Annotated in this window: 15 protein-coding genes; 6 read left to right on the top strand and 9 right to left on the bottom strand. The window is 35.3% G+C overall.

What is annotated here, in order from left to right; all coding sequences use genetic code 11:
* Positions 1 to 144: 144 nt before the first annotated feature.
* Positions 145 to 615 (bottom strand): Rrf2 family transcriptional regulator, encoded by a 471-nt coding sequence (locus tag IAE52_RS08835; RefSeq protein WP_012897284.1) that lies wholly within the window; start codon positions 613 to 615, stop codon positions 145 to 147.
* A gap of 172 nt (positions 616 to 787) precedes the next feature.
* Between IAE52_RS08835 and gap the strand changes: the two genes are divergently transcribed.
* Positions 788 to 1,801 (top strand): type I glyceraldehyde-3-phosphate dehydrogenase, encoded by a 1,014-nt coding sequence (gap, locus tag IAE52_RS08830; protein ID WP_003130818.1) that lies wholly within the window; start codon positions 788 to 790, stop codon positions 1,799 to 1,801.
* Positions 1,802 to 1,943: 142 nt separating this feature from the next.
* On the opposite strand, the gene def is transcribed toward gap, so the two are convergent.
* Positions 1,944 to 2,579 carry a peptide deformylase gene (gene def / locus IAE52_RS08825; RefSeq protein ID WP_003130816.1) on the bottom strand — a complete coding sequence of 212 codons (636 nt, stop codon included), beginning with the start codon at positions 2,577 to 2,579 and terminating at the stop codon, positions 1,944 to 1,946.
* Between the two features lie 147 nt (positions 2,580 to 2,726).
* Between def and IAE52_RS08820 the strand changes: the two genes are divergently transcribed.
* The 4 genes from IAE52_RS08820 (at position 2,727) to IAE52_RS08805 (ending at position 7,415) form a co-directional block, all read left to right on the top strand.
* Positions 2,727 to 3,188 carry an RNA pyrophosphohydrolase gene (locus tag IAE52_RS08820; RefSeq protein ID WP_306171264.1) on the top strand — a complete coding sequence of 154 codons (462 nt, stop codon included), beginning with the start codon at positions 2,727 to 2,729 and terminating at the stop codon, positions 3,186 to 3,188.
* A gap of 10 nt (positions 3,189 to 3,198) precedes the next feature.
* Positions 3,199 to 5,277, top strand: coding sequence for an excinuclease ABC subunit UvrB (gene uvrB, locus IAE52_RS08815; RefSeq protein WP_023189444.1), 2,079 nt, complete (start codon positions 3,199 to 3,201; stop codon positions 5,275 to 5,277).
* Positions 5,278 to 5,472: 195 nt separating this feature from the next.
* A complete protein-coding gene (locus IAE52_RS08810) occupies positions 5,473 to 6,282 on the top strand; it encodes an ABC transporter substrate-binding protein (protein ID WP_010905441.1) in 810 nt (269 codons plus the stop codon).
* Between the two features lie 14 nt (positions 6,283 to 6,296).
* The gene (locus IAE52_RS08805; protein WP_109990670.1) at positions 6,297 to 7,415 is read left to right on the top strand and encodes a M20 family metallopeptidase; all 1,119 of its coding nucleotides are present in this window, start codon (positions 6,297 to 6,299) and stop codon (positions 7,413 to 7,415) included.
* A 67-nt stretch (positions 7,416 to 7,482) separates the two neighbouring features.
* Here the strand turns inward: IAE52_RS08805 and fabZ are convergent, their stop codons facing one another.
* The gene (fabZ, locus tag IAE52_RS08800) at positions 7,483 to 7,938 is read right to left on the bottom strand and encodes a 3-hydroxyacyl-ACP dehydratase FabZ (RefSeq protein WP_003130498.1); all 456 of its coding nucleotides are present in this window, start codon (positions 7,936 to 7,938) and stop codon (positions 7,483 to 7,485) included.
* A 275-nt stretch (positions 7,939 to 8,213) separates the two neighbouring features.
* Between fabZ and fabI the strand changes: the two genes are divergently transcribed.
* Complete coding sequence (fabI, locus tag IAE52_RS08795; RefSeq protein WP_012897290.1) at positions 8,214 to 8,966, top strand: enoyl-ACP reductase FabI; 753 nt, start codon at positions 8,214 to 8,216, stop codon at positions 8,964 to 8,966.
* Between the two features lie 371 nt (positions 8,967 to 9,337).
* Here the strand turns inward: fabI and yidC are convergent, their stop codons facing one another.
* The 6 genes from yidC to IAE52_RS08765 form a co-directional block, all read right to left on the bottom strand.
* Entirely contained in the window at positions 9,338 to 10,300 is a 963-nt protein-coding gene (gene yidC, locus IAE52_RS08790) for a membrane protein insertase YidC (protein ID WP_033899694.1), read from the bottom strand.
* A gap of 175 nt (positions 10,301 to 10,475) precedes the next feature.
* Positions 10,476 to 11,234, bottom strand: coding sequence for an HAD-IIB family hydrolase (locus IAE52_RS08785; RefSeq protein WP_003130508.1), 759 nt, complete (start codon positions 11,232 to 11,234; stop codon positions 10,476 to 10,478).
* A 92-nt stretch (positions 11,235 to 11,326) separates the two neighbouring features.
* A complete protein-coding gene (locus IAE52_RS08780; protein ID WP_109990671.1) occupies positions 11,327 to 11,917 on the bottom strand; it encodes an ECF transporter S component in 591 nt (196 codons plus the stop codon).
* A gap of 16 nt (positions 11,918 to 11,933) precedes the next feature.
* On the bottom strand, positions 11,934 to 12,470 hold the full coding sequence (coaC, locus tag IAE52_RS08775) for a phosphopantothenoylcysteine decarboxylase (RefSeq protein WP_003130511.1): 537 nt from the start codon (positions 12,468 to 12,470) through the stop codon (positions 11,934 to 11,936).
* Positions 12,463 to 13,158, bottom strand: coding sequence for a phosphopantothenate--cysteine ligase (locus IAE52_RS08770; RefSeq protein ID WP_003130512.1), 696 nt, complete (start codon positions 13,156 to 13,158; stop codon positions 12,463 to 12,465). The genes coaC and IAE52_RS08770 overlap by 8 nt, the downstream gene beginning before the upstream one ends.
* Positions 13,159 to 13,303: 145 nt before the next feature.
* Complete coding sequence (locus IAE52_RS08765; protein WP_003130513.1) at positions 13,304 to 13,489, bottom strand: 2-hydroxymuconate tautomerase; 186 nt, start codon at positions 13,487 to 13,489, stop codon at positions 13,304 to 13,306.
* Positions 13,490 to 13,583: the final 94 nt, after the last annotated feature.

Here is a 13,583-nt window from a genome sequence, read left to right as displayed (position 1 = left end):
TGACATGAATCTTGTCAGCAATTTTTTTTATCCCCAACTTCAATGCTCCCCTTGGTCGCATTGAACTGACGTGAATCTCGTCAGTAATTTTTCTATTTGTAACTTCATTGTTCGTAATGAATTGCAGCTCTGTCAGTAAATCCTTTAATCCATTTCATCAATCCACTCATCAAGATAACCAAGATTATAATTATATTGAGTTTCGTCAGCAACTTGGGCTAGTGAAACATTTGATAGTGTTCTGACAAGCGTATTTTCAATTTCATCAAGAGCGCTTGTAATGGCACAACGCGTTGCTTTGCCAGACTCTGAACCAATAAAATTTTGCAAAAGACCTTGACTTTGAAAAATTCGACCCCGTCCTTCGATGGCCAAAAAGACATCGTAAAAACTAATATCATGAAGGTCTTTATTGAGTGAAAAACCGCCATTTTTCCCTGGAGTAGAGCGTAAAAGTCCCTCATCAACTAAAGATTTAATAATTTTTTTGAGATATGAAGGCGAAACTTTGAGACGATTTGCAAGTGCAATTGATGACATGGTCCGATTTTCAGGAAGTCTTGCCAAAATAAGTAATACATAAACAGATTGTTCCCAACCAGATGATAATTTCATGATGAAGCTCCTTAAACATTTTAAATAAAAAAAGATTGACACTAGGGTAAAAAAGTAGTATCATTTATATTAGAGATAAGAGATATCTCTAATAGCTATAATTATTTATTTCTATTATAGCAAAAAAAGAGAAGAATCTCATCATCTAAATAAAAAAACGGAGGACTACATCATGGTAGTTAAAGTTGGTATTAACGGTTTTGGTCGTATTGGACGTTTGGCATTACGTCGAATTCAAGAAGTCGAAGGAGTTGAAGTTGCGCATATCAACGATTTGACAGACCCAGCAATGCTTGCACATTTGCTAAAATATGATACAACTCAAGGACGTTTTAAAGGGACTGTTGAAGTCAAAGAAGATGGTTTTGATGTCAACGGAAAATTTGTGAAAGTTACGGCTGAACGTAATCCGGAAGACATTCAATGGGCTGATTCTGGTGTTGAAATTGTGCTTGAAGCCACAGGTTTCTTTGCGACTAAAGAAAAAGCTGAAAAACATTTGCATCCTGGTGGGGCTAAGAAAGTTTTGATTACAGCACCTGGTGGAAATGATGTTAAAACTGTTGTCTTCAATACAAACCACACAATTCTTGATGGAACTGAAACAGTTATTTCTGCCGGTTCTTGTACTACAAATAGTTTAGCACCAATGGCGGATGCCTTAAATAAAAACTTTGGTGTTAAAGGTGGAACAATGACTACTGTTCACTCTTATACTGGTGACCAAATGACCCTTGATGGTCCACATCGTGGTGGAGACTTCCGTCGTGCGCGTGCTGCTGCCGAAAACATTGTTCCAGCATCAAGTGGAGCGGCTAAAGCAATTGGTCTTGTTTTGCCTGAACTTTCTGGTTTGATGAAAGGTCATGCTCAACGTGTTTCAACTCCAACAGGCTCAATTACCGAACTTGTTACTGTACTTGAAAAACACGTTACAGTTGACGAAATCAATGAAGCAATGAAAGCTGCCGCTGATGAAAGCTTTGGCTATAATGTTGATGAAATTGTTTCATCTGATATTATTGGTATGGCTTACGGTTCACTTTTTGATGCTACATTAACTGAAGTGACTGACCTAAAAGACGGTGGACAATTAGTTAAAACAGCTGCTTGGTATGATAATGAAATGAGTTTCACTGCTCAATTGATTCGTACTCTTGAATATTTTGCAAAAATTGCTAAATAATAATTTACCTTTATCATTTTCTAAAAACTTGTCAGTAACTTTTACTGACAAGAATTAAAAAGTAGAAAATGAAATAAAAAATTACTGACGGAAATTCTGTCAGTAATTTTTCTATTCATAAATTCATCAGTAAATTTGGCGATTATTTAACAATAATCATACCGTCTTTAATTTCCCAAGGGTCATTCATATTGATGTGGTCATAGAACATAACACCATTAGTGTGGTCAATCTCATGTTGAACACAAATTGCTGGGAAATCTTTTAAGCGAATTTTTTTCTTTTCGCCTTCCTTGTTGTAGTATTCCACAGTTACACGAGCATGGCGAACGACGTAACCTGGAACTTCACGGTCAACAGAAAGACAACCTTCGCCACCTTCAACAGCCGCATCTTGAACAGAGTGACTAACCACTTTTGCATTATACATGATTTCGCGCATTTTGTAAGCTTCTTTAGGTGGAATTTCATTTCCATCTTCATCAACTTCAGGTTCATTTGGAATCAAAACGGCGATGACTTTTTTGAGCAAGCCAAGTTGGTTTGCTGCAAGTCCAACTCCACCACGGAGTCCCATTTTTTCAGCCATGACAGGATCTTGAGAATTATGTAAGAATTGCAACATTTTTTCTCCTAAGATAATGTCTTCATCTGACAATGGCAAGGTTACATCATTTGCCACTTCACGTAAAGTTGGATAACCTTCACGAATAATATCGTCCATGCTAATCATGTGACTTGCTTTGATTAAATTTGCTTGAATTTCATCACGATTCATTATTAATAAAACTTCCTTATCTTTTTTTGAATATAGATTAATTATAGCATATTTTTAGCGATGAAAATGGTAAAATTGTATTAGAAGATTAATAATAAGACAAATTTTACATCTATAGAATTCAGTAAACCTAATACTAAAAAGAGGATAAAAATGAAAGAATACAGACAAAATGTTGCAGCCATTATTCTCAATAAAGAAAACAAAATTTGGCTAGGTAAACGAGCAGACGGGATGAGCTGGGGCTTCCCACAAGGTGGAATTGAAGCTGGTGAAAAACCAGAGACAGCCATTATTCGAGAACTCTCAGAAGAAATTGGCACAAAAGAGTTTGAAATCATTGGACAATATCCAGGAACTTTAAAATATGATTTTCCTAAAGAGATGAAATTTCCAACTTGGACTTATGCTGGCCAAGAACAACATTATTTTCTTGTCCGATTGCATGAAGAAGCAAAAATTAATCTTGAAAGCCATCCTGAAGAAATTGAATTTTCAACTTATCAATTTTTAGGACTTTCTGAAATTCGTAAAATGGATTTTGGCTTTAAAAATGATGTTTATCATCAAGCATTAGATTATTTTTCAAAGATAATAGAAAAGAATTAAAGGAAAAAGAATGGCTATAGAAAGAATAACAGATAATAAATTTGAACTTGTTTCAAAATATGAGCCAGCCGGTGACCAAGGTGAGGCGATTGCTGAGTTAGTAGATAATATTGAGAATGGGGAAAAAGCTCAAATTTTACGTGGAGCAACAGGAACAGGGAAAACGTACACCATGAGTCAAGTGATTGCACGGACAGGTAAACCTACTCTTGTTATGGCTCATAATAAAACACTGGCTGGTCAATTATACAGTGAATTTAAAGAGTTTTTTCCAAATAATGCAGTCGAGTATTTCGTATCCTACTATGATTATTATCAACCCGAAGCCTATGTTCCAAGTTCTGACACCTATATTGAAAAAGACAGTTCGGTCAATGATGAAATTGATAAATTGCGTCATAGTGCGACCTCAAGCTTATTGGAACGTAATGATGTGATTGTTGTGGCCTCAGTTTCTTGTATTTATGGATTGGGTTCACCCAAAGAGTATCAAGATTCGGTGGTTTCATTGCGCCCAGGTCAAGAAATTTCTCGTGACCAACTTTTAAATGATTTGGTAGGAATTCAATTTGAGCGAAATGATATTGACTTTCAACGGGGCTGTTTCCGAGTTCGCGGGGATGTTGTAGAAGTTTTTCCAGCCTCTCGTGATGAGCATGCCTTTCGTGTTGAATTTTTCGGTGATGAAATTGACCGTATCCGTGAAATTGAAGTTTTGACCGGACAAGTTTTAGGTGAAGTAGACCACTTGGCAATTTTCCCAGCGACACATTTCATGACAAATGATGACCGTATGGAAGAATCAATTGCCAAGATAGAAGCAGAATTAGAAGAGCAATTAAAAGTTTTCCGCTCAGAAGGAAAACTTCTTGAGGCTCAACGTTTAGAACAAAGAACCAACTACGATATCGAAATGCTCCGTGAAATGGGTTATTGTAATGGGGTCGAAAACTATTCACGTCATATGGATGGGCGCGAGGAAGGCGAACCTCCGTATACTTTGCTTGATTTCTTTCCTGATGATTTCATGATTATGATTGATGAATCACACATGACAATGGGGCAAGTAAAAGGAATGTATAACGGTGACAGAGCCCGTAAAGAAATGCTTTGTAATTACGGATTCCGCCTGCCTTCAGCGCTCGATAACCGTCCTTTAAAAAGAGAAGAATTTGAAAGTCATGTGCATCAAATTGTTTATGTTTCAGCAACCCCTGGGGATTATGAGATGGAGCAGACCGATACCATTGTTGAACAAATTATTCGTCCAACAGGTCTATTAGATCCTGTCGTAGAAGTTCGACCAATGATGGGACAAATCGATGATTTAGTTGGTGAAATTCATAAACGAGCTGAGAAAAATGAACGAGTATTTGTTACGACTTTGACTAAAAAGATGTCAGAAGATTTGACTGCCTATTTCAAGGAAATGGGGATAAAAGTTAAATATATGCACTCGGATATCAAAACATTAGAACGAACCGAAATTATTCGGGATTTGCGTTTAGGAGTCTTTGATGTTCTGGTGGGAATTAATTTGCTTCGTGAAGGGATAGACGTGCCAGAAGTTTCTTTAGTCGCGATTTTGGATGCTGATAAAGAAGGATTTTTACGTAATGAGCGTGGCTTGATTCAGACCATTGGTCGTGCAGCACGTAATAGTGAAGGTCATGTTATTCTTTATTCTGATATGGCTAAAGCCCTTGATGAAAATGATCCTGCGGATAAAGAAATCTTAGACAGTGGTTATTATACAGAATACGAGGGTCAAAAGTATAAAATAACGCGTTCAATGAAACATGCGATGGATGAAACGGCCCGCCGGCGTGAAATTCAAATGGCTTATAATGAAGAACATGGAATCACACCTCAAACGATCAAAAAAGAAATTCGTGATTTGATTGCCATTACTAAGAAAACTGATTCTGGTGAGATTGAAGAAGTCGATGCAAGTGCGATGACTAAGAAAGAACGTAAAGCATTAGTCAAAAAACTTGAAAAAGAAATGCAACAAGCGGCTAGCGCCCTCGACTTTGAAGGAGCTGCTCAGTTACGTGATATGGTATTAGAATTACGTGCAATGGATTGATTAATAATTAATAAAAATTCACTCATTGAGTGAATTTTTATTTTGCATCAAGTATAAAAGTACAGTTTTTATCTAAAAATCTTTGTTTATTAAATAATTATAATATAAATATGCAAAAATTCTTGACAAAATAATTTTAAAATGTATAATTATACTTATTCTATTTATAAAAGAGGTTTAAGGATGAACAAGAAGATGAAAAAATTAGCATTGGGAATGGTCGGTTTGGCCGCAGTAGCAACATTAGCAGCTTGTGGAAATGGAAAATCGGCTACTAATCAAGTGGATAAAGTAAAAAAAGCTGGCGTATTGAAAGTTGCTTTATCTCCAGATTATCCACCCTTTGAATTCCAAATTATTAAAGATGGTAAGAATACAGTCGTGGGTTCTGATGTTGATTTGGCCAATGCTATTGGTAAAAAACTAGGGGTTAAAGTGAAAATTGAAAGCATGGACTTTAACAATGTTTTAGCTAGTTTAAATACAGGAAAAGCAGATATTGCGATTTCGGGAATTTCAAAAGAACCTAGTCGTGAAAAATCTGTCAATTTCTCAGATGTATATTATACAGCAAGTAATTATTTAGTTGTGAAAAAATCTGATTTAAGTAAATATCGTTCAGTAGATGATTTCAAAGGTAAAAAAGTAGCGGCACAAAAAGGGTCAACTCAAGAAGGAATTGTAACCAGTCAATTCAAAGGAGCAACAGAGATTGCCTTGCCACAAATTGGCGACGAAATCAATGAAGTCAAAGGGGGACAAGTACAAGGAGCCGTGATTGAAAACCTTATTGCTAAGAGTTATGTCGCAGCTAATTCAGATTTAGCGATTGCTAATGTGGATGTAAAAACGCCAAAAGATAGTTATGGTTCAGCGGTTGCACTTCCTAAAGGTTCAGATGAATTAACAAAGGTTGTCAATTCTGTCATTAAAGAAGAATTGAAGAACGGACAAATTAATAAAGATATTCAAAAGAACTACACGCTTTCTGAAAATAATAAATAGTTTGGTGGAAATTTATGGAAAAAGCTGTAGACTTATTAAAAAGTTTGGTTAATATTCCGTCAAGTTCAGGAAATGAAGAAGAGATTTTAATATTTCTTGAAAAATGGTTTATTGAGAAGCAATTTGATTTTGTTATTCGCAAAGAAACTTTTGTCGCCGGACAAATTAAAGCAAAAGGTAAAAAAGAACAAAAAAAAGAAGCCATTATCTTAACTGGGCATGTTGATACTGTCATTTCAGGTCATTTAGTTGACTGGAAATTTTCGCCTACCGATGCAAGAGTAGAAGAGGGAAAACTCTTTGGACTTGGTGCGAGTGATATGAAAGGTGGCGATGTTGGAAACTTACTTGCTGCTGCAAGTTTTATTGGTAAAGATTTAAGTCAAGATATTTGGGTCGTGGGGACGGCTAACGAAGAACTTGATGGTAAGGGTTCAGAAGATTTTGCTCGCTATTTTAGTGAAAATTGGAGCTATGACTCAGCTTGTTGCATTATTGCAGAACCAACTGATTTAGAGAAGATTTATATTGGGCAACGTGGAAATCATTTTATGAAGCTACATTTTTCTGGGAAGGCTGGTCATGCTTCGGTACAAGAACATTTTCAGCAAAGCGCTTTAGGGGCGGTTACTTATTTTCTAGAAAATATTGAGCAAATCGTTGAAGACTTGAAAATTTACAAAAATAGTCAGCTTGGTCTGCCAACTTTTGTAGTGACATCAATTCTCTCTGGGGATGAAAATTCTCCTAATAAAACAGCCGACTTCGCTGAACTTGTGGTTGACTGTCGTTTAACTCCTGAATTGGAAGAGGTATTTGAGCAAGTCATGAGTGAGTTAGCTGTGCAGTATCATTTTACTTATGAAGATATTGTGACACCTGTTTTATCAACTTTGACCGATAATCAAGCTCCATTCATTCAGTTACTGACAGACTTATCTGGCGCGAAAACAACGGCGGCTTCGGGTTCTAATGATCAAGGATTTTTTGAAAATGTTGGGATTAGAACGGTTGTTTTTGGACCAGGACAGCATGAACAATGCCACATTGCAAATGAATCTATTATTCTTGAAAAGTTGGAAGAACATATTGAAATTTTACAATCCTTTATTAAAAAAATGCAGGAGAGTTAAGATATTTACTGACAAATCCTGTATATAATAAAAAAATTTACTGACAAAGACTGTCAGTAAATTTTTTTTAGTTTGTTTGTTCAGCTGCTTCATCAACGATGAAAGTGAACTGACAAGTGGTTACTTTTTTACCATCAACATAAGCTGCGGCATCAGCAGTTCCTACTTTTCCACGGAATTTTGTAATTTCAAATTCAAGTTTCATTACATCACCAGGAGTGACTTTTTGACGGAATTTTGCTTTATCAATTCCACCAATATAAGCCATTTTTCCTTGAAATTCTTCTTTTTTGAGAATCAAAATTGAACCAGCTTGAGCGAGTGATTCAAGAATCAAAACACCAGGGAAAGTTGGATTACCAGGGAAATGTCCATTAAAAACTTCTTCGTTAATCGTTACATTTTTCGTTGCAACAATTTTATTTTCAGAAATTTCATCAACGTAGTCAATAAACATGATAGGATAGCGGTTCGGAATAACTTCCATCACTTCTGTAGCAGTCATAGCGTATTTTTTAGTCATTTTTTATTCCTTTTCTTATTAAAAATTAATGAAAAGCCCGAGTAATCAGGGAAAAAGAGCCATCACTCTAACTTGACAGTTCAACATTTTTAAGTTAAAATTTTATGTATCAAGTATTTTGATATACAAAACCTTTTACAATTAATATTATCAATTTCTTGTGAGAGTGTCAACTTTTTTATATGACTTGTAAAGGTAAAGTGATTAAATTTATTTTTTTTTATTTGCTAGTCGCTTAAACCTGATTATTTTAAAGAAAAGGACTTATTTTATTTATGTTTTTAGAAGGTAAAAAAATTGTTATCATGGGTGTTGCTAACAATAAATCTATTGCTTGGGGCTGTGCTAAAGCAATGAAAGATCAAGGTGCAACATTAATTTATACTTACCAAAATGAACGAATGGAAAAACAATTAGCTAAATTGGCTGAACCAGAAGATTTGCTCATTGAATGTGATGTAACTTCTGATGAATCTATTCGCCGTGCTTTTGGTACAATTGAGGCACGTGTCGGTAAAATTGACGGACTTGTTCATGCCATTGCTTACTCTAAAAAAGAAGAGCTTGGTGGGAATGTTACAGATATCTCTCGCGATGGTTATGCCCTTGCTCAAGATATTTCAGCTTACAGCTTGCTTGCTGTTGCTAAAGCAGCAAAACCATTGCTTAAAAAAGGTTCTGGTATCGTAACTTTGACTTACATGGGTTCAGTTCGTGCCATTCCTAACTACAATGTTATGGGAATTGCTAAAGCAGCTCTTGAATCTACAGTTCGTTATCTTGCTGCTGAAATGGCACATGTAGGTGTTCATGTGAACGGAATTTCTGCAGGAGCAATTAAAACACTTGCGGTTTCTGGAGTTTCAGGTTACAAAGATTTGATTAAAGAATCTGACAGCCGTACAGCTGATGGTGTTGGTGTAACAATTGATGAAGTTGGTCAAACTGCCGCTTTCCTTGTTAGCCCGCTTGCCTCAGGTGTCATTGGTGATATCGTTTATGTTGATAAAGGTGTTCATTTAACATAAGACAAATATAAAAAAACACTGACAGAATTTCTGTCAGTGTTTTTTTATATATTTTACTAGCCAAGAATCATGAATTTCCTGATGAATTACTGTTGTTGAGTCTGTCAGTAAATTTTTTATTTGTATTTTCTGATGAGGAATCATGAAAAGGGCAAGTGGTTTGGTGAGAAAAATTTGATGGTAGCAGTTTTTTATCCGTAATCAATAGAATGTCCACATGATTCTTATAGAAGGTCATCAAGTTCTTAAAAGTTACTGACAGAACTCTCATTTTAATCTGAACAAGAAATTATTGATTCAATAAATAAAAAAATCACTGACAGAAATTCTATCAGTGATTTTTTATTTTTTTTATATCTTGTCAGTAAAAATTACTTCCGATTTTGTTTACCAGCATTTCGTCCGCCAGATTTACGTTCCTTTTCATTGCGTTCGCTTGTGATTTCTTTGAAATTTTCTTGAACAGAAGTAGGTGTAACATCTTTGAGGCCCTCATTATTGATTTTTGGAGGATTTTTTGTAAATTCTTCATCAATACGACGGCGCATTCTTGGTTTCATGATGAAGGTAATGATGATTTGTTGGATGACAATAACAAAACCACCAACTGCCCAGTAAAGTGCTACTCCAGCAGGTGACATGAATGAGAAGACAACAATCATTGCCGGACTCATAATCAACATTGCCATTCCTGATTTCTTTTGTTCAGGGGTCATTGACAAAGTTGAAATCCAGGTTTGTATGAAGTAAAGCACACCAGAGATAATAACCAAGACCACACTTGGATGTCCTAAAGGAATCCCATAAAATGTTGAACTTGAAATTCCCGTTGTATAGGCTGCAGCATTATAAAGAGCGATAAAGAAAGGCCATTGAATCAACATTGGTAAGCAACCAATTGATGAGAGCATGTTAATTCCATTATCTTTTTGGGCTGCCATCAATGCTTGTTGAGCTGCCATTTTTTCTTCAGGAGTTTGTGCTTTTTTGAGTCGTTCTTGCAAAGGAGCAAATACGGGAGCAAGATAAGCCATTTTTTCTTGCATATAAGTTGATTTGTAGGCTTGATTCAAACCTAAAGGCAAGATGAGAAAACGGATAATCAGAGTAACAAAAATAATTCCCCAACCATAACCCATGTGCAAGTTATTAGCGAATAAGTCAACAAAAGCAGACATTGGACGAACCAAAAAATTATAGGTAATTCCATGAGTAGCTGCTTCGGTTGGAACGCGGACTCCATCAACAATATGTGTTTGAACACAACCAGATAGGAATAACAATCCGGCTGTCATTAAACCAGTCAATGTTAATTTCTTTTTCAAATTTTTCAATATAAGTTCACCTTCTATAAATTAAACATACTCATCTATTTTACCTAAAATTCAGATGAATTTCAATAGGACTAAAGGATGAAAAGCCATTCTGTAGTTTAAAATCTTCAATAATATTTTCTGTCAGCAAAAGAAAAAAAGCTGTCAGTAGTGACAGCTTTTTATCAGTGGAAAATTAAGCTTCTTCCATCGCAATAATTGCTTTTAGAATAGCTGCAGTTTCTTTCCAGTCACGAACAGTGATTGTTTCAATTCCCATTTGAACAACAGGGTAATCATTTCCGCCAGGTTGAGTCATGTCACCAAAGTAAAGAATTTCTTCTTTAGTAACATTAAGTTCTTCCATCAAATGATTCATCCCAAATTCTTTATTTTGACCTGGAACAAAACCGTTAATAGTTGTTGTTCCAGCAACTTCAAATTCAAATTCTGGAGCATATTGGCTAGCCAATTTAGCAATTTCATTACGTTTTGTCATGTCTGGGTCCCAAGCTTGTTTAGCTTCAACACCAGCTTTTTGACCGATTGCTGAGTAAGCAATCATCGATTCACGATTTTCATTAATTTCATCACCAGGGGCAAGAACAGATTCATCCCAATGTCCAAGCTCTTTAGCAGCTTTTTCAAGTGCACCCATAATTGCATTAGCTTGTTCATCAGTCAAAGCGTAATTGAAGACTTGTTTCCATTCGCCATCTTTGTGAGCATAATATTGAGTCCCTTGGGCAACAAACAAATGGAAATTATCCAGATTTGCAGATTCAGGCAAATTATTAATAATTTGAATCAAAAATTGATCATATTTTTGACCAGAAATTGGTGCAATGATATATTTTTGAGACAAAGTAGCCAACAATTCAGCCATCTCAGGGAAAATCGGCATTTTTGGTTCATTGAGTGTGTTGTCAATGTCGAAACTTAATATTTTTTTCATAAGTTTTCTCCTATTTTTTCTTATCAACGCTTACATTATAACATTTTTTTAATAAAAAAAACAATCTAATAAAAATAGATTGTTTTTTCCAATTATGAATTGCCTCTTGCTTTACTTAAAGCAGGGACAATTGCCATTGTTAGAATCACAGCGATGATCACTTCTGCAATAGAATTTCCTGTGATAATTGAAGCAAGCAAAGCTCCGAAGGTTTGTTTGGTTACATCATGAAAGAAGAGGAAGATGAAACTTAAAACCAAAAGTGTATTAGTTGCTGTTCCAACAAAAGCGGCTAAACCAGCTCCAAAACGATTTTGTGCCAAACGATAAACGAGGGCAGGAAGAATTCCGACTAGAATACGCGGAACGATGGCAATAACTAATGCCCAGATAGAACCATGATTTGTTCCAGGAACAGGCTGTAAGGGACTAAACATAAAGCTAGAAGGTAGGGTTACGATTGTTGAATTAATAACACTAATCAATCCCATCACTAGACCCAGAAATGCTCCTTTACGAACTCCAAGAACAATTGAACCAATGATTACTGGAATATGGAGCAAAGTTGGAACGATTGGTAAAGGCCAAACGCTATAGATAATTTGACTCAAAAGTTGGACAACGACCATAATTGCAATAAAAATGGACAAGATTGCCACATCAGACGCTTTTGATTTTTTCATAAATACCTCATTTATTTTATAAAGAATTTTTTAAATCCGATAGAATATCAGGTAAGTCGGCGAGTGCTCCCTCACCAAAATCTCCACAAGCGAGCAAAGATTTTTTCGGTTGAATCATATTATAATCTATTTTCTTAAGAATCTCAATGTTTTTTTGCGTCAAAGGATGTTGATACATTTTAGTATTCATTGCAGGGGCAAAATATTTTGGTACAGAAGGTTCAAGAGCAAGGGCTACAGAAGTGACAATATCATCAGCTCGGCCTTGCGCCAAACGGCTAATTGTATCAGCAGTTGCAGGTGCAACAAGGAAAAGCTCAGTATTTTTAGCTAAATCAATATGATTAACCAATTCAGGACGTTCTTCGTCCATAATATCCAAGTGAACCTTATTTTTGGACAAAACTTGTAGAGTTAAAGGAGTGATGAACTGAGTAGCGCTTTTTGTCATTAAAACTGTCACATCATGTCCCTCTTTTGTCAGTAAAGAAGTTAAATCTGCTGCTTTGTAAGCTGCAATTGAACCTGTTACCGCAAGTGTAATTTTAGTCATTTTTTAATTCCTCCGAGGTTTTTAAAAGTCTGTCAGCAATTTCAGCCTTTGTTTTTAAAGTAATTTCATGATTTTTACTGACCAAAAATGCTTGATGGTCATTTCCATGAATATTTTCTAAATCATTCGCTAAAATAAAATCAGCATGATTTGTCAGTAATTTTTCTCTGGCTACAGAAAGAAGCTCAGATTTTTCTACACCAACCAATAATTTAAAACCAAAAAGTAAAACATTTGGATTCCATTCTTTAATATAAGAAATAATTTTTGGTGTTTTTTCTAGGAGCATGATTTGATAATCAGATTTTGAAGAAATTTTCCCAACTTTTTCAGGACGAAAATTTAAAAGCTCCTCTTTAGAAAACTTGTCAGTAAAATTTTCAAGACCTGTCATATAAATAGGACGATAATCACTGACAGCCATACTATGGATAACAACATCCATGTCAGGGACTAAGTTTTTCATCTGTTCATAAAGGTCATGAGTTCCTTCAATCGGAATATAGGTCAGTCTGTCAGTAAATTCAGGAAGTTTAGCCTGAAGTCCAGCTAATAAATAGACTTCATGACCAGCATTTAAAAAATTTTCAGCAGTCACTTTTCCGAGACTTCCTGTTGCAAAATTACTGATGCCACGAACGTTGTCAATAGGTTCCGTTGTTCCACCAGAAGTAATCAAAACTTTCATTTTTCACCAGTTTCTTTTAGAGTTGCTTTCATTTTATCCTAATAAAAATATTTTTTCAAGAGAAGTTTATTTACTAAAAATTTACTGACAGATTAAATAAAAAAGCCATCAATTACTGACAGCTTTGATTGGCTCAAATGAAAACTTATTTCTTCTTTTTCATTTCTCCGCCTTGATAGAGCATTCCTTCTGGAAGGTCATTAAAGATGACATGAATTGCTGAAGTAGGTGCTCCAGCATGTTTAGAAATTGATTCAGTAATTTCTTTAGCAATTATAGCTTTTTGCTCAACTGTACGACCTTCAAAAAGTTCAACATGGACATATGGCATAATAAATTCTCTTTTCTATATGATTATGAGCATATTTTATCATATTTAAATAGAAAAAAGTTTAAAGAATCAAAAATAACATTTTTACCGTTTG

The organism is Lactococcus sp. S47 (assembly GCF_016517475.1).
In the GTDB taxonomy this organism is placed as follows: Bacteria; Bacillota; Bacilli; order Lactobacillales; family Streptococcaceae; genus Lactococcus; species Lactococcus lactis.
Note: the sequence above shows the minus strand (reverse complement) of the source record. Positions and strands in the feature narration are given on the sequence as shown.

Coding starts and splice junctions, on each gene's coding strand:
- IAE52_RS08805 (WP_109990670.1), top strand. CDS start 6,297: ATGGAAAAAGCTGTAGACTTATTAAAAAGTTTGGTTAATATTCCGTCA.
- fabI (WP_012897290.1), top strand. CDS start 8,214: ATGTTTTTAGAAGGTAAAAAAATTGTTATCATGGGTGTTGCTAACAAT.
- coaC (WP_003130511.1), bottom strand. CDS start 12,470: ATGACTAAAATTACACTTGCGGTAACAGGTTCAATTGCAGCTTACAAA.
- uvrB (WP_023189444.1), top strand. CDS start 3,199: ATGGCTATAGAAAGAATAACAGATAATAAATTTGAACTTGTTTCAAAA.
- fabZ (WP_003130498.1), bottom strand. CDS start 7,938: ATGACTAAAAAATACGCTATGACTGCTACAGAAGTGATGGAAGTTATT.
- IAE52_RS08770 (WP_003130512.1), bottom strand. CDS start 13,158: ATGAAAGTTTTGATTACTTCTGGTGGAACAACGGAACCTATTGACAAC.
- IAE52_RS08835 (WP_012897284.1), bottom strand. CDS start 615: ATGAAATTATCATCTGGTTGGGAACAATCTGTTTATGTATTACTTATT.
- def (WP_003130816.1), bottom strand. CDS start 2,579: ATGAATCGTGATGAAATTCAAGCAAATTTAATCAAAGCAAGTCACATG.
- IAE52_RS08765 (WP_003130513.1), bottom strand. CDS start 13,489: ATGCCATATGTCCATGTTGAACTTTTTGAAGGTCGTACAGTTGAGCAA.
- IAE52_RS08810 (WP_010905441.1), top strand. CDS start 5,473: ATGAAAAAATTAGCATTGGGAATGGTCGGTTTGGCCGCAGTAGCAACA.
- gap (WP_003130818.1), top strand. CDS start 788: ATGGTAGTTAAAGTTGGTATTAACGGTTTTGGTCGTATTGGACGTTTG.
- IAE52_RS08785 (WP_003130508.1), bottom strand. CDS start 11,234: ATGAAAAAAATATTAAGTTTCGACATTGACAACACACTCAATGAACCA.
- IAE52_RS08780 (WP_109990671.1), bottom strand. CDS start 11,917: ATGAAAAAATCAAAAGCGTCTGATGTGGCAATCTTGTCCATTTTTATT.